Here is a 21,577-nt window from a genome sequence, read left to right as displayed (position 1 = left end):
ATGAGCATTATTATTGTGGGTGGAGGAATGGCAGGCGCAACGCTTGCATTGGCCATTTCTCAGTTAACACAGGGCAAATTACCGGTTCATTTAATCGAGGCGGTAAGCCCTGACAGTGCTTCCCATCCTGGTTTTGATGCCAGAGCTATTGCTCTGGCACAGGGAACCTGTCAGCAATTGACGAATATTGGGGTCTGGCCTGCAATTGCTGACTGCGCGACGGCTATTCGTACCGTACATGTCAGCGATCGCGGACATGCCAGTTTTGTGACCCTGAATGCTGAGGATTATCATATTGCTGCGCTCGGACAAGTGGTTGAGCTGCATGATATCGGTCAGCGCCTGTTTACTCTGCTGAAAAAGGCGCCAGGTGTTACCCTGCATTGTCCACAGCGTGTCACGACTTTTCAGCGGGAACAAGACAGTGTTCACGTCACGCTCAGCGACGGAACCCAGCTAAAAGGCAGTTTACTGGTTGCGGCTGATGGTTCACGATCGACGCTTGCCGCCCAGTGTGGCATGGGCTGGCAATCGCACGACTATCAGCAAATTGCGGTTATTGCCAATGTCACTACCTCACAACCTCATCATGGCCGTGCCTTTGAGCGCTTTACTCAGCACGGGCCGTTAGCCATGCTACCCATGTCGGAAGGGCGTTGCTCGCTGGTCTGGTGCCATGCGCAAGAAGAGGGGGAACAGGTTGCCGCCTGGAGCGACAGTGAGTTCTGTCAGCAACTACAGCAAGCATTTGGCTGGCGTCTTGGACGTATTACTCAGGTGGGGGCTCGTCATCACTATCCGCTGGCATTAACGACTGCCACTCAGTCGGTTTCTCATCGCCTGGTTCTGGTGGGGAATGCATCACAAACATTACATCCCATTGCCGGACAAGGTTTTAATCTTGCCTTGCGTGATGTTATGTCGCTGGCGGAGAACCTCTCTCATGCCTGGCAGACGCAACAGGATCCTGGCAGTTTTCCTGTGCTGGCCGCTTACCAGCAGCAACGCGTGACAGATAAAACCATGACCATTGGTATGACTGACAGTCTGGTTCATCTGTTTGCTAACCACTGGGCGCCTTTAGTCGTGGGGCGTAATCTTGGTCTGATGGCCATGGAATATTTTACTCCGGCACGTGATGTGCTGGCTCAGCGCACGCTAGGTTGGGTTGCGCGTTAAAGGAGAGTCAATTTGCAAAGCGTTGATGTGGCCATTGTGGGTGGCGGAATGGTGGGGCTGGCTGTGGCCTGCGGCCTTCAGGGAAGTGGCTTGCGTGTTGCGGTACTGGAAAACCATATTCCTGAGCCCCTCGCTCCTGATGCAGCCCCTGCGCTGCGTGTGTCGGCCATCAATGCGGCCAGTGAAAGGTTCCTGACCCACCTTGGTGCTTGGCCGAATATTGCCGCGCGAGCCAGCTGCTATCACGGTATGGAAGTCTGGGATAAAGACAGCTTTGGGCGAATTGATTTCGATGATAAAAGCTTTGGTTTTAGTCACCTTGGCCATATTGTTGAAAATGCTGTGGTGCATTCCGCACTCTGGCAACGGGCTGAACAATGTTCTGACATCACTCTTTTGGCACCGGCTGAAATTCAGCAAATCGCCTGGGGTGAAAACGAGGCGTTTCTGACTCTGAAAGATGGGGCTATGTTAACGACTCGGCTGGTTGTTGGTGCAGATGGCGCAAACTCATGGGTGCGTAATAAGGCCGATATTCCGCTAACGTTCTGGGACTACAATCACCACGCCCTGGTTGCCACGATACGCACGACTGAGCCTCACCATGCCGTTGCTCGCCAGGTATTTCATGGAAACGGTATTCTGGCCTTCTTGCCGCTGTCTGACCCTCATCTTTGCTCGATAGTCTGGTCCTTGTCACCCACAGAGGCCGAATTAATGAAAACGGCAAGCAACGAAGCGTTTAATCGCGCGCTTTCCTCGACTTTTGATTTACAACTGGGGTTATGTCAGCTTGACAGCGAACGGCAGGTATTCCCGCTGACCGGTCGTTATGCGCGTAGTTTTGCCGGACACCGCCTGGCGCTGGTGGGCGATGCGGCCCATACCATTCATCCGCTGGCGGGCCAGGGGGTGAATCTTGGCTTTATGGATGCTGCAGAGCTGGTTTCTGAAATCCGCCGCTTACATCTGGAAGGAAAAGATTTTGGTCAGCACCTCTATTTACGCCGCTACGAACGTAGTCGTAAACATAGTGCAGCGCTGATGCTTGCCGGTATGCAGGGCTTCCGTGAACTGTTTGCTGGTAATAATCCAGCCAAAAAATTGCTGCGTGATGTTGGCCTTAAACTGGCGAATACCCTGCCGGGCGTGAAACCTAAGTTAGTCAGACAGGCTATGGGTCTGGACGACTTACCTGCCTGGTTACGCTGATCCCCTCACTGTCATCCATTCTGGCAAATTTCCCTTCCGTAATAGCGGAAGGGAACGATGCTTCCTGTTTGAAAAATTCTAATATCAGACTCAATCTCGCATTACTTTTTTTAATCCTTTTCGGTCTAAAAGAAGCCTAATATCCTTTTAAAAACCTTATAACTGTTATCTTCATCGCATTAATTAAGCAAAGTCACATTGTTTATGCGGGATCCATCGCATTTTTATCTTCGCATGTGGCAAACATCGTTTTTTCCGATATGTCGATAAGCTAATCCAGCAGGGATTTTGGTTTATAGTTTAGTGAGCGATTCGGTGATAACTTCAACATGTCACCTTATTGCTGGTTCTGTCTGATTAATGGCAGGGCTACAAGTTATACGAATGGGTTAAAAGAGGAAAACATGACTCAACAAACCCCCTTATTTGAACAGCACCAACAGTGCGGCGCTCGTATGGTCGACTTTCACGGCTGGATGATGCCATTACACTATGGCTCACAGATCGATGAACATCATGCGGTACGGTCGGACGCCGGTATGTTTGATGTCTCCCATATGACTATCGTTGATCTCCACGGCAGCCGTAGTCAGGAATTCTTACGTTACCTGGTTGCCAATGATGTGGCGAAGCTGACGTTACCAGGTAAAGCACTCTATACCGCCATGCTTAATGCTTCTGGTGGCGTTATTGACGATCTGATTATCTATTTCCTGAGCACGGACGATTACCGTCTGGTGGTGAACTCTGCAACGCGCCAGAAAGACCTCGATTGGATAACTCAGCAAGCGGAACCTTTTGCGGTGTCGGTTAATGTACGGGATGACCTCGCTTTAATCGCTATACAAGGCCCTAATGCCAAAGCAAAAGTCGACACATTACTGAACGATGGGCAACGCCATGCGGTTGCCGGTATGAAGCCGTTTTTTGGTGTTCAGGCAGGGGATCTTTTTATTGCCACTACCGGTTATACCGGTGAAGAGGGATATGAGATTGCGCTTCCCAGTGAACAGGCTGTCGATCTCTGGCAGCAACTGCTTGCTGCGGGAGTTAAGCCCTGCGGGCTAGGGGCGCGTGATACCCTGCGCCTTGAAGCAGGGCTGAATTTATACGGCCAGGAAATGGATGAGGAGACCTCACCTCTTGCCGCAAATATGAGCTGGACCGTTGCCTGGGAGCCTGAAAATCGTGATTTTATTGGTCGTGAAGCGCTAGAAGCCAAACGGGCAGCGGGCAGTGAAAAACTCGTTGGTCTGGTACTGGAAGACAAAGGTGTTTTACGTGCAGGTCTGCCGGTACGCTTCATCGATGCTGCGGGCAACATTCACGAAGGTAAAATAACCAGCGGAACTTTTTCGCCCACGCTTGGCTACAGTATTGCTCTGGCGCGTGTCCCGAAAGATATCGGCGATAGCGCAATTGTTGAGATACGCAAGCGTGAGATGACCGTCAGAGTCACCAGGCCGGTGTTTGTCCGTGCGGGTAAACCACTATCGTTTTAATTGCAATAAGGTGAGAGAAAACAATGAGCAATGTGCCGAACGAATTAAAATATACCAAAGAGCATGAATGGTTACGTGAAGAAGCTGATGGCACCTTCACTGTGGGCATTACCGAACATGCCCAGGAACTCCTTGGTGATATGGTCTTTATTGACTTGCCAGAGGTTGGAACTCAGGTGAGCCAAGGTGACGACTGTTCAGTGGCTGAGTCAGTAAAAGCTGCCTCTGATATCTATGCCCCGATTAGCGGTGAAATCGTTGAGGTTAATGCTGAGCTGGGCGATTCTCCGGAGCAGGTTAACAGCGAGCCCTATGGAAGTGGCTGGATTTTTAGAATTAAAGCCAGCGATGCAACTGAACTGGAAGCATTACTGGATGCAGCGGCCTACGAGGCGTTGCTGGAAGACGAGTAACCATGAGCCTGGTGATAACGCAAGATTTTCCCCTCCGGATGTATTGCCAGGCAAAGAACGACCCGATTCAGGAAGTGCTGCTCATGACCGAATCCTTACATCAGCTTGAAAATAAAGAAGCCTTTATTGACCGCCATATTGGCCCTGACCAACAGCAACAGCAGGAAATGCTGGAGACCGTTGGTGCATCCTCACTTGATTCCTTAATCTCATCTCTTGTGCCTGAAGATATTCAGCTTGCCAGCCCGCCACCAGTAGGTGAGCCGACAACGGAATTTTCGGCACTGGCTGAACTTAAAGTCATTGCCGGACGCAATAAACGTTTTAAAACCTATATTGGTATGGGTTATACCTCGGTTCACACGCCGCCGGTTATTTTGCGCAATATGCTGGAAAATCCGGGCTGGTATACGGCTTATACTCCTTATCAGCCTGAAGTCTCTCAGGGACGACTGGAAGCCTTGCTGAATTTCCAGCAGCTGACTCTCGATTTAACCGGAATGGATATCGCTTCTGCCTCGTTGCTGGACGAAGCGACCGCCGCCGCAGAAGCGATGGCGATGGCAAAACGCATCAGCAAACTGAAAGGGGCGAATCGTTTTTTTGTTGCTGCTGATGTCCATCCGCAAACCCTCGATGTTGTGCGTACTCGTGCTGAAACTTTTGGCTTTGATATCATTGTTGATGATGCCGAAAAGGTGCTGGATCATCAGAATATTTTCGGCATTCTGTTACAGCAAGTAGGCACTACGGGCGCACTTCATGATTATCAGGGCCTGATTGAGCAACTGGCACTGCGCAATATCATCGTGGCAATGGCGGCAGACTTTATGACGCTTGTGATGCTTGACTCACCGGGAAAACAAGGTGCGGATATTGTTTTTGGTTCCGCCCAGCGTTTTGGTGTTCCGATGGGGTACGGTGGCCCTTATGCGGCCTTCTTTGCTGCACGTGACCCGTTTAAACGTTCGATGCCCGGGCGTATTATTGGTGTTTCGCGCGATAGCTCTGGCCGCACCGCACTGCGGATGGCAATGCAAACCCGCGAGCAGCATATCCGCCGCGAGAAAGCCAATTCCAATATTTGTACTTCCCAGGTATTACTGGCCAATATCGCCAGTTTATACGCGGTTTACCATGGTCCTGTGGGGCTAAAACGCATTGCCGCCCGTATCCACCGCTTAACGGATATTCTGGCTGCGGGTTTACAGCATAAAGGGCAATCACTTCGTCATTCAGGCTGGTTTGATACCCTCTGTCTTGAAGTCGTGGATAAGGCTGCGGTGCTGGCTCGCGCCGAGGCACACAAAATCAACTTGCGCAGTGATATTCTCCATGCGGTAGGGATTACGCTTGATGAAACCACAACCAGGGAAGATATTCAGATCCTGTTTGATGTCCTGCTAGGTGAAGGACATCAGTTGGATATCGATGTGCTGGATCGACAGGTGAGTACTGCAGAACCTTCAATTCCGGCAACCATACTGCGTCGTGACGCCATACTGACCCATCCGGTATTTAATCGCTATCACAGTGAAACGGAAATGATGCGCTATATGCACAGTCTTGAACGTAAAGACTTGGCGCTGAATCAGGCAATGATCCCGCTGGGATCTTGTACCATGAAGCTGAATGCTGCGGCTGAAATGATACCCATTACCTGGCCTGAATTTGCTGAACTGCATCCTTTTTGTCCGGCAAATCAGGCTGAAGGCTACCATCAGATGATCTCCCAGCTTTCTGACTGGCTGGTTAAACTGACGGGATATGACGCTCTGTGTATGCAGCCTAACTCAGGCGCGCAAGGGGAATATGCTGGCCTGCTGGCTATTCGTCGTTACCACGAAAGCCGCAACGAGGCGGGTCGTCATATTTGCCTGATCCCCAGTTCTGCCCATGGCACTAATCCGGCATCAGCTCAGATGGCAGGCATGGAGGTGATCGTTGTTGCCTGTGATGCGTGTGGCAATATCGACCTACATGATTTGCGTCTGAAAGCCGAACAGGCGGGGGATGCTCTGTCTTGTATCATGGTCACTTATCCTTCAACTCATGGTGTCTACGAAGAGACAATCCGTGAAGTGTGCCAGATAGTTCACCAGTTCGGTGGGCAGGTTTATCTGGACGGTGCCAATATGAATGCCCAGGTCGGTATTACCTCTCCGGGTTATATTGGGGCAGATGTTTCCCACCTTAATCTGCATAAAACCTTCTGTATTCCTCATGGCGGCGGTGGTCCGGGTATGGGGCCCATTGGGGTGAAAGCGCATCTGGCACCTTTTGTTCCGGGTCATAGCGTGGTGCAAATTGAAGGCATGCTCACCCAGCAGGGGGCGGTTTCTGCTGCCCCGTTTGGCAGTGCGTCGATTCTGCCGATTAGCTGGATGTATATTCGTATGATGGGGGCTGAAGGACTGAAAAAGGCCAGTCAGGTGGCAATACTGAATGCTAATTATATTGCCACTCGTCTTAAATCGGCGTTCCCGGTGCTGTACACCGGAGCAGATGGGCGAGTTGCACATGAGTGTATTCTCGATATTCGTCCACTTAAAGAAGCCAGCGGTATCAGCGAGCTGGATATTGCCAAGCGACTGATAGATTTTGGTTTTCACGCTCCGACGATGTCGTTTCCGGTGGCGGGTACTTTAATGGTTGAACCCACCGAGTCAGAAAGTAAAGCCGAGTTAGACAGATTTATTGACGCCATGCTTGCTATCCGCGATGAGATCAATCGAGTGATCGGCGGTGAATGGCCGCTTACGGATAATCCGCTGATTAACGCGCCCCATACTCAGGATGAAATAGTGGCTGACTGGACGCATCCTTACAGCCGCGAACTGGCTGTTTTCCCTGGTGGTTACAACAATAAATACTGGCCAACAGTTAAGAGACTGGACGATGTTTATGGTGACCGTAATCTGTTCTGTTCTTGTGTACCGATGAGTGACTACCAGTAATCTGCGGAGAGATTTCAAGGGCACTGCGGTACTCTTGAAATCTCTCCTGGTAGTCATCTTTCTGCTGAAACTGTCTTCAGGTATTTATGGAACCTGCATTTATTGACAGGATGGAATGGTTAAATATCCCTGGTTATCCAGGAAAAATTGTCAGTTGCCATTTCACGTTAAAAAATTACCGAGATCATGACTTCGGCGTCATGACGACGGATTTACCCGATCATCTTTATCAGGCCGCAAACAAACGCAAAGCTGAATTTTTAGCAGGACGTTGGTTAGCCAGACAAGCCCTGGCATCATTAGGTCTTGAGAATTGTTTTGTCCCCCGTAATGAAGACGGCATCCCGCAGTGGCCGTCCGGGATTATGGGCTCTATCAGCCATAATTCGGATACAGCGTTATGTGCAGTACATTATGAACAGGGAACAGGGGGAGTAGGGATAGACATTGAATCCTGGATCTCACCAACTCTTGCCAGCGATATTCACCATATAATTGTCTCACCACAAGAGAAGACAGTACTGCTCGATAAATCTACTGCTGTTACCTTTAATTATATGTTAACCCTGATTTTTTCAGCCAAAGAAAGTTTGTTTAAGGCACTTTACCCCAGGGTGAAGTGCTGGATTGATTTCCTCGATGTCCAAATTTCAGATATCAACTGGCAAAAAAAAACGTTCTCACTTACTTTGCTGAAAAATTTAGCGGCTAATGTTCAAGCCGGAGATCGTTTCAGCGGGCGCTTTGTCGTTAACGAGCATGCCATCACAACGCTAATCTATTACTAAATCTCAGCGTTGCCCTGGCCGGGTAAGCCCAATGGTCTATTCAGACAGCCATTGGGTCCCGATTGAAGATCCTGCTCCCCGGAGGGGATAGCTAACTTTTATTACCGGGTAAAAAGCCATTTTTTTGCAAGAAATCCAAGTGTAGCAGTAACTGGTTTTTATCCATCGGTGTGAATTTAAGCTGACTGTTAGCTGCTGCAAGAGCGACCTGGGTATTAGTCGCATCATATGCTGGCATATTTTCATAGACTTCCCAGCGCGTCTGTTTTTGATAAATAGCTTCAGACAGCATAGGGAGTAGCGGCATCAGGGGATTATCATGCAGCCTGGGATCTGCGTCGAGTTGAGTGATCCACTCGGAGTACGGTAGTTTTTTCAGCGGGTATCCGTTCTCGCATATCAATTCGAAAAATTGGTTCAGATCGATGGATTGAGCATGATCGGGTGGAACCAAGTGATACGCTTGCCCAAGATTATCGTTGTTTTTTGCGATGGTGAGTAGTACCGCACTGACATAATCAACCGGAATAAACTCTTTGCGCTGCCGGGGAAGATTAGGATAAGCGCCAATAGCTATGCATCCTCTAATTAACCGGAAGACAAAGTCTTTTGGATTCCCTACGCCGTTTTCGCTGTTTCCCATAATAAATCCAGGGCGATATACTGATAACGGAACCCCTCTTTTTTTCGCTTCCCAGATAAACCGTTCGACAACCCATTTACTTTGTGAATATCCGGAATCATATTTCATACCTTCAAAATAGGGTTGTAAATCATCATTCTCATAAATCCTTTCCACTTTATTTAATAGTCCCGCCGGACCATAAACAGCAATGGTTGACACATAATGCAGTGACTTAGGTTTACCCTGTGTAGCCAGACGTAAAATATTGAGTGTCCCTTCAACATTACCCTTTCGATGGGCCTGATAAGGTTGGATGTAATTAACATGTGCGCCTAAATGAAATATCACATCACATTCTGTTGTGAGTTTATTATATTGTTCATCGCCTACACCGAATTGCGGAAGAGATAAATCGCCAGCGATAATGGTTATTCGTTGGCGGAAATCTGGATCCCATAAACCATATTGTGAAAGGTTATGTTCAATACGTTGACAGGCTGTTTCCTCATCAGCGGCGCGTATAATACAAATAACTTGCTTAATATTTGGCATAGCCAACAGATCAGACAGAAAAAATGCGCCCAGGAAACCCGTAGAACCGGTTAGCAGAACTGTTGCATCTGCTAATTTACTCCAGTTCTGAATATCTCCTGGTAATGCTTGTATATCGTCTGGTAATTGAGAATCTTGTAGCCACTCGGTAACGTCATTCTGTACGCGAGTGGCATTTTTTTGTGGGATGATATTAGCAAGTTCCAGCAATGTAGGTGCATCATAGAGTGTTTGTATCGAAAAATCCCGGTTGAATTGCCGCCTTAATTCAATGACCAGACTTGCCGCCTGTAATGAACTGCCTCCAAGCTGGAAAAAATTATCATTCAAATGAATATCATTTTTATTCAAAATTTTTCGCCAGATAAGTAACAATAAATATTCTGTATCATTGAAGGCATCAGGTCTTTCAGCGCTGATATTGCCTTCTTCCAGTTTTGTTAACAGTAGTTGCTTATCGGTTTTTCCTGTTGGCGTAAGAGGTATCAAGTCAACGATAAATAAGCGTGGTAGCATATATATAGGGAGATATTGTTTTAATTTTTTTTCTAAATTACTTGCATTAAACCCCCTTTTTTCCTGCGGGACAATAAATGCTGCCAGAAAGGGTTCAATGTTTTCTTTTTTCACCAGAATAACAGAGGCCGTTTTCACTTGACCACTTTTTAGGATCTGACATTCAATCTCCTCTAGTTCAATGCGATGTCCGCGTATTTTGACCTGATTATCAATACGACCATAGTACATAAATATACCATCGGCTCGTTGCAAACACAGATCCCCTGTTTTATAAAGCCTCAAAGGGGTTGAAGAGCCAGGTAACAGGACACTAATGAATCGTTCCTTGTTTAGCGCCTCGCGGTTCCAGTAACCACGAGCCAGCCCATCGCCACCAATATATAAATGACCAACCTCTCCTTGTGCTACAGGTTTCAGAGAATCATCAAGAATGAAGGCAGTCGTACGATCAATGGGTTTACCTATTGGAACACTACCACCAGTTACATCTTCTGCCTTAATATCGTGAGTCATGGCAAATGTAGTACTTTCGGTAGGGCCGTATCCGTTAAGCAGATGCTCTGGAGGAGCAGTATCCAGGACGCGCTTCAGGGTGTGAGCGTTCAGTGCTTCACCGCCCACTAAAAGATATCGAAAAAAGCGGAATGTTTGAGGCGCAACTGTCGCGACCAGATTAAACAACGAAGCGGTGATAAACATAATTGATATTTTTTGTCTAATCAGCTCTTCCTGGAAATGCTGGATATTAAGAACATCTTTTTTAGGAATAATAACTATAGTTGAGCCATTAAGTAATGCCCCCCATACTTCAAATAACGATGCATCAAACGTTGGATTAGCAATACAGGCGACGTGGTCATCAGGAGTAAACTCTATGTAGTGGGTATTCACAACCAAACGTAAAATACCTTTCGCTTCAATTTCAACTGCCTTTGGTTTTCCCGTTGTTCCTGACGTAAATAAGATATGCGTCCGGTGATTCGTGGGTATATCATCAAAAATATTATTAATATGCTGCTTATTTATCAATAAATCATGAAAGTTAATTAATGTAGTATGTAAGTTTCTATATTTTTCTACTGAAATAACGATGGTTAACTGAATATGTAAATCATCCAGCATGTCGTTAAGACGTTCTTCAGGCATATCAGGATCTAAAGGGACACAACTTCCATGAGCCAGCAGAATGCCCGTTTGACTGACAATTTGTTCAATCCCGGGAGGTAAAAGAATAGCAACAGGCGTTTCTTGCGTGACACCTGAATCCTGTAAGGCTTGTGCGATAATTGCTGCTTGCTCAGCGAGAGCATGATAAGTCAGCGTTCTTTCAGGTGTAACGATAGCTGTTTTATCAGGCAGATTATGGGTGTGTAAAAAAAAATGCTGAAGAAATCTGTCTGGTTGATGAATTGATAATTTACGAAAGGGACTTAATCCAGTATTCACGATATCTATCTCCAGAGAGCACGGGAATGTTGCGGTCTCAATCGAGTATAGAATGTTTTAAAGTGATTAATATTTCGTTATCATCTTGTAACAATTATTTAATTAGTGAAAGTGGTAGCTTGCTGACGATAACCGCTAACTCTGAGGCATATTAATAACGCCGCATTACAATCTGTTTGGATTCGATAGCGGTATCGTTTATTTCAGGACAGATCGATACGGTCTCCCCGAGTAGTCGGATGTGATATCACCATAAATTCAAGCGCGCTATCTGAACTATTACTTGCCTGATGAATCGTTCCAGGAGGGATTTCGATACCTGTTTGCGCAGGTAGGGTATGAATTTCGCCATTAAGTTCCATAGTCAGAACCCCGGAAAGTACAAAGAAAAATTGCCGGGACTGATGGTGATAATGTTTTTTTTCTTTGGCCCCGGATGGCATTCTCTCATGGATAATACTCATATCCTGTCGCTTAACCAGATACCAGCCATCACAGTGATCCCCCCAGTTGTAATGCTCGGCATTGTCTTTTGAAATCATCATTTACTCCTGTTTTTCCCGTTATTGTTTTTTTTGTTATAACGCGGCGGCATAATCTTTTACAAGGCTGATATTATGATCAATATATCGCTTCCCGTGTGAGAAGCTCAGTCGCTTTTTTGATGTTGATAAGGAGAAGTCGTGAGTGTAGCTTTAATTACTGGAGGCAGTCGGGGAATAGGCAAGGCAACCTCAATATTGCTCGCGCAGCAAGGTTATAAAGTGGTGATTAATTACCGGCATGACAAACCAGCGGCACAGCAGACGGCTTCCTTGATTACTCAGGCTGGTGGCACGGCATTAATTATTCAGGCTGATATCGCCGATGAGCAGCAGGTGATGGCGATGTTTGCTGAAATCGACCAGCACTTTGGCCCTGTCACCGCGCTGGTGAATAACGCAGGTATTCTGTTTCAACAGTCTACGATTGAAAATCTTACTGCTGAACGCATCAATCAAGTTTTTGCCACCAACGTTACGGGCTATTTTCTCTGTTGTCGTGAAGCAGTAAAACGCATGGCTTATCGTTATGGAGGAGCGGGCGGAGCGATTGTGAATGTTTCTTCGGCTGCTGCACGTTTAGGCTCTCCGGGCGAATATGTCGATTATGCTGCATCAAAGGGCGCTATTGATACTCTGACAACCGGCCTGTCGGTGGAGGTCGCAGCGCAGGGTATTCGTGTCAACGGTGTACGCCCGGGGTTTATTTATACCGATATGCATGCCTCTGGCGGTGAAGCTGGGCGAGTAGACAGAGTCAAGAACAAACTCCCTATGCAGCGAGGCGGAGAACCGGAAGAAGTGGCTGAAGCTATTGCCTGGCTGTTAAGTAATAAAGCTTCCTATATTACAGGAAGCTTTATTGACGCGGCGGGAGGGAAATAGTCGCCTGCCATTCAGGAAAAGTTAAACTAAATGTGAAAACTTTTCCGCAATAAGTTGTGTAAACTTTAAGAGTTACAGCCAGAGGCACAGGCATGAGCGAATCAAAACGAATACTAATCGTTGAGGACGACGAAAATATAGCTGAGTTATTGCAACTTCATTTACGTGAGGAAGGCTTTGAGATCACGCATTGTGCTGATGGTAGTCAGGGGCTTGAGTATGTAAAACAGGGAGGCTTTGATGCCTTAATCCTTGACTTAATGTTACCCGGAGTCGACGGACTGGAAATTTGTCGTTTTGCCAGAACCCTGACTCGCTATACACCGATTATTATTATCAGCGCCCGCTCCAGTGAAACTCATCGCGTTCTGGGGCTGGAACTGGGTGCGGATGATTACCTGGCAAAACCTTTTTCGATGCTGGAACTGGTAGCAAGAGTAAAAGCCCTTTTTCGTCGTCAGACAGCCATGAGTCAGGACTTGCGCCTTGAAACAGGGATAATTCATTTTGGCTGGATGTCGATAGATCCTCTGACCAGAACCGTACTACTCGCTGACGAAACGATAGATCTGACGCCACGTGAGTTTGATTTACTCTACTTTTTTGCCAGACACCCTGAGGCCGTTTTTTCCCGCCTGGAGTTACTTAATAAGGTTTGGGGATATCAGCATGAAGGCTATGAGCATACTGTGAATACCCATATCAATCGCCTGAGAATCAAGATTGAACATAACCCAGCGGAGCCTGATTTTATTCGTACTGTATGGGGTAAAGGTTATAAATTTTCCCCGAAGTCTCGTGAGTAACCTATGCGCTACCTGACCCTGTCCCGCCGCCTTACACTGACTTTTGCCCTGTTACTGTTGGCAGCATGTGCGCTGCTTGGCTGGCTCCAGGTAAAAACCAGCGCTCAGTATAGTCAGTCGGTGATTCAGCAGCTATCCAGTGATCTGGCCCAGCATATTAATCAAACCTATCCACTGCTGGAGCAGGACGGACTGAATAAAGCATCAGTGCGCGAACTGTTTGATAACCTGATGGCTGTGAATCCCAGCGTGGAAGTGTACTTACTTGATAAACAAGGACGGATTATCGGCGATGGCGCACCTGAGGGGCATATTAAACGCCAGCAGGTACATCTTGATCCTATCCATCGTGCTCTTGCTGGAGAAAAGTTACCGCTGTTCGGAGATGATCCGCGTAGCCTGAGTGATGAAAAGGTCTTCAGCGTCGCACCGATGCTGCGTGACGGAGAGATCAGGGGATATGTATATGTGGTTCTCCTCGGGGAATCCTATAACCACTTGGCCAGTAGCGCACAGTTTGATGCTATTTTAAAGATTAGCTTACTGCTAATCGCCATTATTTGTCTGTCAGGTCTGATAGTGGGATGGCTGGCATTCCGCTGGGTAATTCGTCCTTTGAGACGGCTTTCTCAGCAAGTGAAAGCACTCGAAACCGGAGGGATGGGGGAAATGCAGGCCCTGGCCGCTTTACCGCTGGAGCCAAATAATAGTGCTGATGAACTCATCCAGTTGCGTCAGGGCGTTATTCTGATGGCGAGACGAATTTCTGAACAGTGGCATAGCCTGACTGAGCAAGATCAGTTGCGGCGTGAGTTTGTAGCTAATATCTCACATGATTTGCGAACTCCGCTGACTTCGCTTCATGGCTATCTTGAAAGTCTGTCAGTGATGTCTGCCTCACTCAGCGAAGCCGAGAAAAAACGTTATCTGGAGATTGCACTGGCACAGAGCCAAAAAGTGGGGGCGCTGGCACAATCGCTGTTTGAACTTGCCCGGTTGGAATACGGGGTGGTAAAGCCGCAAAAAGAGCCTTTTTCGGTCAGTGAGTTGCTTCAGGATGTGTACCAGAAATTTGAACTCACAGCCTCGACTCGCCAGCTTGCATTGCGGGCAGATATTCAACCTGGACTGCCACTGGTTTCAGCAGATGTCAGTATGATTGAGCGGGTTCTGACTAACCTATTAGGGAATGCGATTCGTCATACGCCAGACTACGGTACGATCTCTGTACGCCTGTGGCGAGAGGCTGAAAAACTGATGGTTGAAGTGAGTGACAGTGGGCCGGGAATACCGAAAGCGCTAAGAGATGGTCTGTTTATTCGGCCCTCTATTCTGAATACATCGCGACGCAGCGAGGGAGGGCTAGGCTTGATGATTGTTCGTCAGATGCTACAACTGCATGGCAGCGAGATTATGCTGGTCGATATTCCTGGGCGCGGTGCCAGCTTTCGTTTTGGCTTGTTGATTTGACATCCTCCCCGCCCTGAGGGCAGGTTTTTACGGCACACCCGATAAAAAATATCAGAAGCGGGGTTCTGAAGCCCTCTTACCAAGGTAGAACCCGAGACGAAGAGGTTTGCTGGTGTTATATACCCGTCATACTTCAAGTTGCCTGGGTGTTGCCTGCGTTCAGCCCGCCGAATCACAGAGTTTATCTATGCTCATCGACGGGCCTCACTTCACGCCTACAAGCAACTCGAATTATTTTGGTTCTAATCATTTTTGTGATTTGCATAGCAAAATGAGCTGCTGGATATTGTTGTGTCATTGGATTTACTTGCAATTAAATAGAATGGGTGATAATTCTTCTTTCAATAATAGTAGAAATAAGCCTGTCATTCGTTTTTTGTATTAAATATTCTTGAGTTTTTCATATCAAATATTTCTTAATTTATTGAATGTGAGTATTAACGGGTTTACTGTTTGTAGATGCTGTTTTTCCCCATGCAACAATAAAATATACATTTTAGAATGTACTGATTAAGTACACCCATAGCTTTATCCTGGCTGTGTATATATTTTTCATAATAATAAACATTAAACTCTTGCTCCTGGCTCATCAATATAAAAGCATTATGTTTTTCAAGGGTAAAGTAGCGATTGATATTATTAGTGAAAAGTATTTTTTTTATTATATTCTTCCAATATGCCAAAGGGTGATAATTATGAGTATTTGCAAAGAAGAAAGTCCTGGGATAAAAATAACGGACAGGGGTAATAATTTTAACAAATTCCAAAAAACATCTGGCCTTATATATTTTAACAGGAATGATTTTGTAAGCGATACCGAGGGAGATCTCAAGGGGACTGTATATTATGTTCAAAATTGTATCACACCCTCACATAATTATATCCCTGATGATGTTTATCAACGAGTTATATCGAATAGACAAATGATGATTTTATTTCGTCCTCATGAAAACTATTTAAATGAAATATATCTAAATATTAAAGATAGAGAAAATAGAATGGTTCTGACCAGAACCATGGTGAGTGATGATACTAAAATTCCTTTAGCCCTACAAGAGCGTGTGATTTTTTCAATTCCAAGTAGATTTGATATTGTCATTGATAAAAACAATGAATTAAGAAAAATATCAAGTGATATAAAGGCTTTTGAGGAAATTATTTTAAAAAATAATACTATTAATGTTATTACGTCAAATTTTAACTTTGCAGAGACATTTGAACTTAACACTAACATTCAGTTCAGCGGGAAAAAAATATTTTTTGTCTGTAATTCTGACTATTCCTTTAAGGTATTACGTCAGGGGATGAATGAAATAAAGCTATCCAAAGGGGAAAGTTGTCTTTTTATTAATATTAACGGTGGATGGAGTATTGAGGAAGAACTGGAGTATCAATCAGCGTATCAGCGTATCAGATATATGAAAGATTGCTGGCATGTTACCGTTCCTGCGGAAGTCGTCAAGCCGGGTATGAAAATTGAATTTTTTTCCAATAATAAAAGAGGAATCATAGATAATATCGATGTTGGTGCACCGAATCAGTTACTGTTACACACTATAGCTATAGGCATGTTAACTCCTTATCGTGAGGCTTTCGAATTCCAAAAGAGCCCAGAATATCATCGTCAATATCTTCAACAAATTCCAGTAAGCCAATTAATTGTATCAACCTATGATCCTGTTTATTTGAAAGAAATTATGCTACCAGATGGACAGTTTTTTTCTGATATCGCCTCAGGAGAGGGAGGAACATATGATGGAAACATGCGGGAATATATTGGTAAGGATCTAATTAGCCAAGGTATTAATTATGCTAATTATGGGTTTACCTCTTCAAAATATAATGACTATGAAAAAAATTTGATTGCCGGACAAATAACCATTCATACGTCTATCGGTAAATATGAGAATGGGATCCACGTACATGGATTGTCAGGTGGTGCTGGAATGGCGACGCTGAATGGTACGGTTGGTAATGAACTTAGTCATGAACTCGGTCATAATTATGGATTAGGACACTACCCTGGTGGTATTTACGGATCTGTTGGTCAAATTCCCAGTACCAGAAATTCAACATGGGGTTGGGATAGTGATAATCATTTCTTTATTCCTAATTTTGAGTATGCTGTTACCAATGAATCGACCTATTTAGATCCTGAGGCAAACGATCCCCGCCCAACGGCACCGTTTGAAGGTCATTCATTTGGTAAGGATGCAATGGCTGGTGGCAGGCCCTTATATCCAGAGGTTAATGCGTATACGCTACATACACCTTATGTTTTATCGGTTATCCAGAAATTCTTTGAGTCAAGAGTAATTTTTGATCGAGCATCGCCCACTGGATTCAGTTGTTGGAATGCGAAATTGGAAAAAATGGAGCCATATAAGTTAATAAATGATGGTATCGATTTTTTCAGTATGACTGTTCAAAATGGCGTAGATATAACAGCGAGTGACATTGATGTATATCTGAGGAAAAACATCAATATTCTTATTATGACAAGCGATGGACGACATGCAAGAGTTGTATATTTACCTGACGCCGATCGGAGTAATAATGGTTTAATGATCAGGTTTGAAATTAATTCAATATCTTCCGTAAACGTCAAGATTAATAATACAGAAGAGACACTTAATAAAGGAACAGCAAAAAATTATATTTCTAATGGGAAGCGCTGGGAGATCTTTGACTATAAACTGGAGGGGATTAACATTATTCCTTATAAACAGGGTGTTAAAGTTATTACATTACTAGGCTATTATGATCCAGAAAACATACTGACCAGTTATATTTACCCGGCACTAAATGGATCCTACGGTAATATCTATCATTACTCAGGGAGATCCCGATGTTATTTGGTAATAGAGTATGCCTCAGGTAATAAATTCTCCTATGCTCTTGCCCCCTTTAGATACATTTCTGATAAAATGAATAAATTCCATATTAACGTGGAAAGAGATTTAAAACCTACTATTCTGAGTCTCTATATTGACGGTGATTTGATTACACAACGTAAAATAGATCTTGGTAGCGATGATTTATCATATACCGTTAATGGGATGTCTTTATAATGTATTGATTCAGCGTTTAACTGAACTGGTATTTTTAAGCCTGAAGAGAGAAAGTGTATGCTTTCTCTCTTCAGTATTTATAATCTCATTACTGAAAAATTGCTTTTTTCTTGTGAGAATTAAATATTTTCACCGTTGCTTGCAATAACCTCTTTATACCAGTTAAAGCTTTTCTTACGTGAGCGGGACATGTCGCCTGTTCCGTCATCATGTTTGTTCACATAAATAAAACCATAGCGTTTACTGTATTCACCAGTTGTGAAGGAAACGCAGTCAATACAGCCCCAAGGGGTGTAGCCCATCAGCTCTACGCCATCATAGGTAACAGCCAGCTTCATCTGCTCGATGTGGGAACGCAGATAAGCAATACGGTAATCATCATTGATGGAACCGTCAGCTTCGACTTTGTCATAGGCACCGAAGCCATTTTCAACGATGAACAGTGGCTTTTGATAACGCTCATACAGCTCACAGAGACCATAGCGCAGACCGACCGGATCTATCTGCCATCCCCAGTCTGACGCTTTGACGTGAGGGTTCGGCACGCTGCCCTGGAAACCACTCAGTGCATCACCGACACCACCTTCCGCTTGTACTGCATTGGTCATGTAATAGCTCAGACCTAAATAGTCGCAGACACCCTCACGCAGGATCTGCTCATCACCCGCTTCCATTTTGATATTAAATTCACGACGTTCCCATTCATTCAGAACATAGGCTGGGTAATAACCACGCATCTGGACGTCGGTGAAAACATAACGCTCACGCATCGATTCCTGAGCATACATTTGATCTTCAGGCTTACAAGAGAAGGCATACAGTGGAACCATTGCCAGCATGCAGCCAATTTTCATCTCAGGATTAATTTGATGACCCATTTTAACGGCGATTGCACTGGCAACGAACTGGTGGTGCAGTACCTGATACATCACTTCTTCAGGATTATCGTGTTCGGTATAGACCACACCTGAGCAGCAGTAGCCAAATAATGGAGCACGCCAGTTACGCTGGTTATTGATCTCATTAAAGGTCATCCAGTATTTCACTTTGTTTTTATAGCGCTCAAACACGACTTCAGCGAAGCGAACAAAGAAATCAACCACTTTACGGTTAGTCCATCCACCGTATTCAGTCACCAGATAATGCGGCATTTCAAAGTGGGAAAGGGTAATGACGGGTTCAATGTTATATTTGAGCAGTTCGTCAAACATATCATCATAAAACTTCAGACCTTCTTCATTCGGCTGCAGTTCATCCCCTTTTGGGAAAATACGCGTCCAGGCGATAGACGTACGGAAGCATTTGAAGCCCATCTCGGCAAATAGCTTAATGTCTTCTTTATAATGACCATAAAAATCAACTGCTTCATGGTTTGGATAGTACTTGCCTGGTTCAACCTGGGTGGTGATAACCCGAGGCACACCGTGAGCGCCACCGGTCAGAACATCACAGATACTCGGGCCTTTTCCACCCTTATCCCAGCCGCCTTCAACCTGGTGAGCTGCAACCGCACCACCCCACAAAAAATCTTTTGGTAACTTAAGTTCTTTCATAAATTTGAGACCTCACAGGAAGCATCTAAAATAATGAGTCATACGACTGACTATGACGCAGAGTTAATAGAATCTTGCTGGGAGTCTAACAAATGAAAAGCATTTGTCACGATATAACAAAATAGGGATCTTGTGATTTGTCACATCAAAAAAACAATATGTTTTTTTATGTTAGTTTTTTCGCCAGGCGACGCCCAAGCGTTTCTAAAATATAAATAACCGGAATTTGTGTGGTGATATCATAAATATCACCAATGCGTATAGGAGGGATGTGCCATGACAAGTTAAAGTCAGCAAGTTTTGCCAGAGATGAGTTCTCATGACTGGTGATCGACATCACTTTACATTGATGCAGACTGAATTGACTGGCAAAACGCAAGATTTCCTCGGTTTCACCTGAAACCGAAAGAACAATTGCCAGCGCATTTTTTGCCATATCTCGGGTAACAGGAAAATAAGGATCATCAATATGATTACTGAATTTTCCAACATTGGAAAAGAAACGTGCACCGTATTTTGCTAATGATCCGGATGTGCCTGCACCGACAAAAATAATACGTTCTGAAGCGCAAATAATATCAACGGCATTATCAATTAAGTTTTCAAATTCACTATTGTTGATGCTTTTAAAAAAACTAATTATTTCACTATTACCAAAATTAATAGGTTGAGTATCATTTTGTTCGAGATGTAATTTAAACCGTACTCTGAATTCAGAATAACCCGAGCAATTAAATTTACGGCAAAAACGTAGTACTGTAGTGGTGGAGACTTCTGCTGCATCAGCGAGTTCACGGATAGTCATGTACATCACTTTATCTTTATTTTTAATAATATAGTGATAAACCATCATTTCCAGGCCGTTCAAAGTGGCAATTGCCGTGTGCGTAAACATGCTTTTTTCCTGCAGCTGAAATCTTACGAGTTGCCCGCTGACCTGTGCATTGGTGCTCGTCACTTCAAATGACGGGTCGAACTCCATGAAGTCAGTATCCAAGAAATTTGAAATAGGAAAGAGATAACTGACTACCAATATATTGCCATACTCTTGGCATCATCTGGCAATTTATTCCAACCGCACTTCGATTTTCCTGCGCCCAGCCCGCCGAATCATATCCTGTATCTATACCCGATATGATTTAGTTGCTTGTAGGCGCGCTTCACGCACGCAACACCCTGGCAACTTGAAGTATGACGGGTATATATTCATCGATGAGTGAGCCTGACGTTTACAGTCCAATGGAATGCTTCAGAGTAAATGAGAGCAAAAAATAATTTTGGCTTACACGTGTTCACTGAAATCATTCTCAGTTAGGATAGGGGTCTGTCTTACGTTATACCCGATAGCTCGAATGATTCAGGGTGCATTTCTTTAAGGGGGGCCTGATGGCTCGCAAACCACTTGTCGTTCAGGGATATTCACTGGCAGAGGAAATAGCCAACAGTATCAGTCATGGTATTGGTCTGGTTTTTGGTATTGTTGGGCTGGTATTGCTACTGGTTCAGGCAATAGACTCCAATGCCAGTGCGACTGCTATTACGAGTTATAGCCTGTATGGTGGAAGCATGATTTTACTGTTTCTGGCATCCACGCTCTACCATGCAATACCCTTTGCTCGTGCCAAACGCTGGCTAAAACTCTTTGACCACTGTGCTATCTATTTATTGATTGCAGGGACCTATACGCCCTTTTTATTGGTAGGACTTGATTCTCCCTTAGCGCGTGGCCTGATGGTGGTTATCTGGGGGCTGGCGTTAGCTGGCATCTTATTCAAACTGACGATAGCGCACCGCTTTAAAATACTCTCCCTGGTGACCTATTTACTTATGGGATGGTTATCTTTGGTGGTGATTTATCAGATGGTGATGAAACTGGCACCTGGTAGTGTCACTTTATTGGCTGTCGGAGGTATTGTTTACTCGCTGGGGGTGATTTTCTACGTTTGTAAACGTATTCCTTATAATCACGCTATCTGGCATGGTTTTGTTCTTGGTGGCAGTGTTTGCCATTTCTTTGCTATTTATCTCTATATTCTTTAACAGACTTCGCCCCAGTT

At 45.0% G+C, this 21,577-nt stretch carries 15 protein-coding genes; 11 read left to right on the top strand and 4 right to left on the bottom strand.

The annotated features are described in order from the left end of the window. From ubiH to Q1A40_RS17915, 6 genes are all read left to right on the top strand, one after another. Positions 1–1,179, top strand: coding sequence for a 2-octaprenyl-6-methoxyphenyl hydroxylase (ubiH, locus tag Q1A40_RS17940; RefSeq protein WP_300002860.1), 1,179 nt, complete (start codon positions 1–3; stop codon positions 1,177–1,179). Positions 1,180–1,191: 12 nt separating this feature from the next. Beyond that, positions 1,192–2,391, top strand: coding sequence for an FAD-dependent 2-octaprenylphenol hydroxylase (ubiI, locus tag Q1A40_RS17935; RefSeq protein WP_300002858.1), 1,200 nt, complete (start codon positions 1,192–1,194; stop codon positions 2,389–2,391). 404 nt (positions 2,392–2,795) lie between these two features. Next, complete coding sequence (gene gcvT, locus Q1A40_RS17930) at positions 2,796–3,893, top strand: glycine cleavage system aminomethyltransferase GcvT (RefSeq protein ID WP_300002855.1); 1,098 nt, start codon at positions 2,796–2,798, stop codon at positions 3,891–3,893. A gap of 23 nt (positions 3,894–3,916) precedes the next feature. Further along, positions 3,917–4,306: a glycine cleavage system protein GcvH gene (gene gcvH / locus Q1A40_RS17925; RefSeq protein ID WP_300002853.1), complete on the top strand. Its 390-nt coding sequence runs from the start codon at positions 3,917–3,919 to the stop codon at positions 4,304–4,306. A gap of 83 nt (positions 4,307–4,389) precedes the next feature. Next, positions 4,390–7,263, top strand: a complete 2,874-nt coding sequence (gene gcvP / locus Q1A40_RS17920; protein ID WP_300002850.1) for an aminomethyl-transferring glycine dehydrogenase — start codon at positions 4,390–4,392, stop codon at positions 7,261–7,263. Positions 7,264–7,349: 86 nt separating this feature from the next. Further along, complete coding sequence (locus tag Q1A40_RS17915; protein ID WP_300002847.1) at positions 7,350–8,051, top strand: 4'-phosphopantetheinyl transferase; 702 nt, start codon at positions 7,350–7,352, stop codon at positions 8,049–8,051. Between the two features lie 91 nt (positions 8,052–8,142). Here the strand turns inward: Q1A40_RS17915 and Q1A40_RS17910 are convergent, their stop codons facing one another. After that, positions 8,143–11,193 carry an amino acid adenylation domain-containing protein gene (locus tag Q1A40_RS17910; RefSeq protein WP_300002844.1) on the bottom strand — a complete coding sequence of 1,017 codons (3,051 nt, stop codon included), beginning with the start codon at positions 11,191–11,193 and terminating at the stop codon, positions 8,143–8,145. Between the two features lie 203 nt (positions 11,194–11,396). Continuing rightward, a complete protein-coding gene (locus Q1A40_RS17905; protein WP_300002903.1) occupies positions 11,397–11,735 on the bottom strand; it encodes a cupin domain-containing protein in 339 nt (112 codons plus the stop codon). Positions 11,736–11,876: 141 nt separating this feature from the next. Here Q1A40_RS17905 and Q1A40_RS17900 point away from each other — a divergent pair, with 141 nt between their 5' ends. From Q1A40_RS17900 to Q1A40_RS17885, 4 genes are all read left to right on the top strand, one after another. Then, positions 11,877–12,620, top strand: coding sequence for an SDR family oxidoreductase (locus Q1A40_RS17900; RefSeq protein ID WP_300002842.1), 744 nt, complete (start codon positions 11,877–11,879; stop codon positions 12,618–12,620). Between the two features lie 92 nt (positions 12,621–12,712). Beyond that, entirely contained in the window at positions 12,713–13,426 is a 714-nt protein-coding gene (locus Q1A40_RS17895) for a response regulator transcription factor (protein ID WP_300002839.1), read from the top strand. Between the two features lie 3 nt (positions 13,427–13,429). Beyond that, positions 13,430–14,896, top strand: coding sequence for an ATP-binding protein (locus Q1A40_RS17890; RefSeq protein WP_300002837.1), 1,467 nt, complete (start codon positions 13,430–13,432; stop codon positions 14,894–14,896). Between the two features lie 695 nt (positions 14,897–15,591). Next, positions 15,592–17,967, top strand: a complete 2,376-nt coding sequence (locus tag Q1A40_RS17885) for a M66 family metalloprotease (RefSeq protein WP_300002834.1) — start codon at positions 15,592–15,594, stop codon at positions 17,965–17,967. 119 nt (positions 17,968–18,086) lie between these two features. Here the strand turns inward: Q1A40_RS17885 and Q1A40_RS17880 are convergent, their stop codons facing one another. Further along, positions 18,087–19,520: a 6-phospho-beta-glucosidase gene (locus Q1A40_RS17880; protein ID WP_300002831.1), complete on the bottom strand. Its 1,434-nt coding sequence runs from the start codon at positions 19,518–19,520 to the stop codon at positions 18,087–18,089. Between the two features lie 166 nt (positions 19,521–19,686). Continuing rightward, complete coding sequence (locus Q1A40_RS17875) at positions 19,687–20,415, bottom strand: MurR/RpiR family transcriptional regulator (protein WP_300002900.1); 729 nt, start codon at positions 20,413–20,415, stop codon at positions 19,687–19,689. Positions 20,416–20,906: 491 nt separating this feature from the next. Here Q1A40_RS17875 and Q1A40_RS17870 point away from each other — a divergent pair, with 491 nt between their 5' ends. Continuing rightward, positions 20,907–21,560 carry a hemolysin III family protein gene (locus Q1A40_RS17870; RefSeq protein ID WP_300002828.1) on the top strand — a complete coding sequence of 218 codons (654 nt, stop codon included), beginning with the start codon at positions 20,907–20,909 and terminating at the stop codon, positions 21,558–21,560. Positions 21,561–21,577: the final 17 nt, after the last annotated feature.

The sequence above is a fragment of the uncultured Cedecea sp. genome, assembly GCF_947498825.1.
Lineage (GTDB): Bacteria > Pseudomonadota > Gammaproteobacteria > Enterobacterales > Enterobacteriaceae > JGM124.
This window is presented reverse-complemented; position numbering and strand designations above follow the sequence as displayed.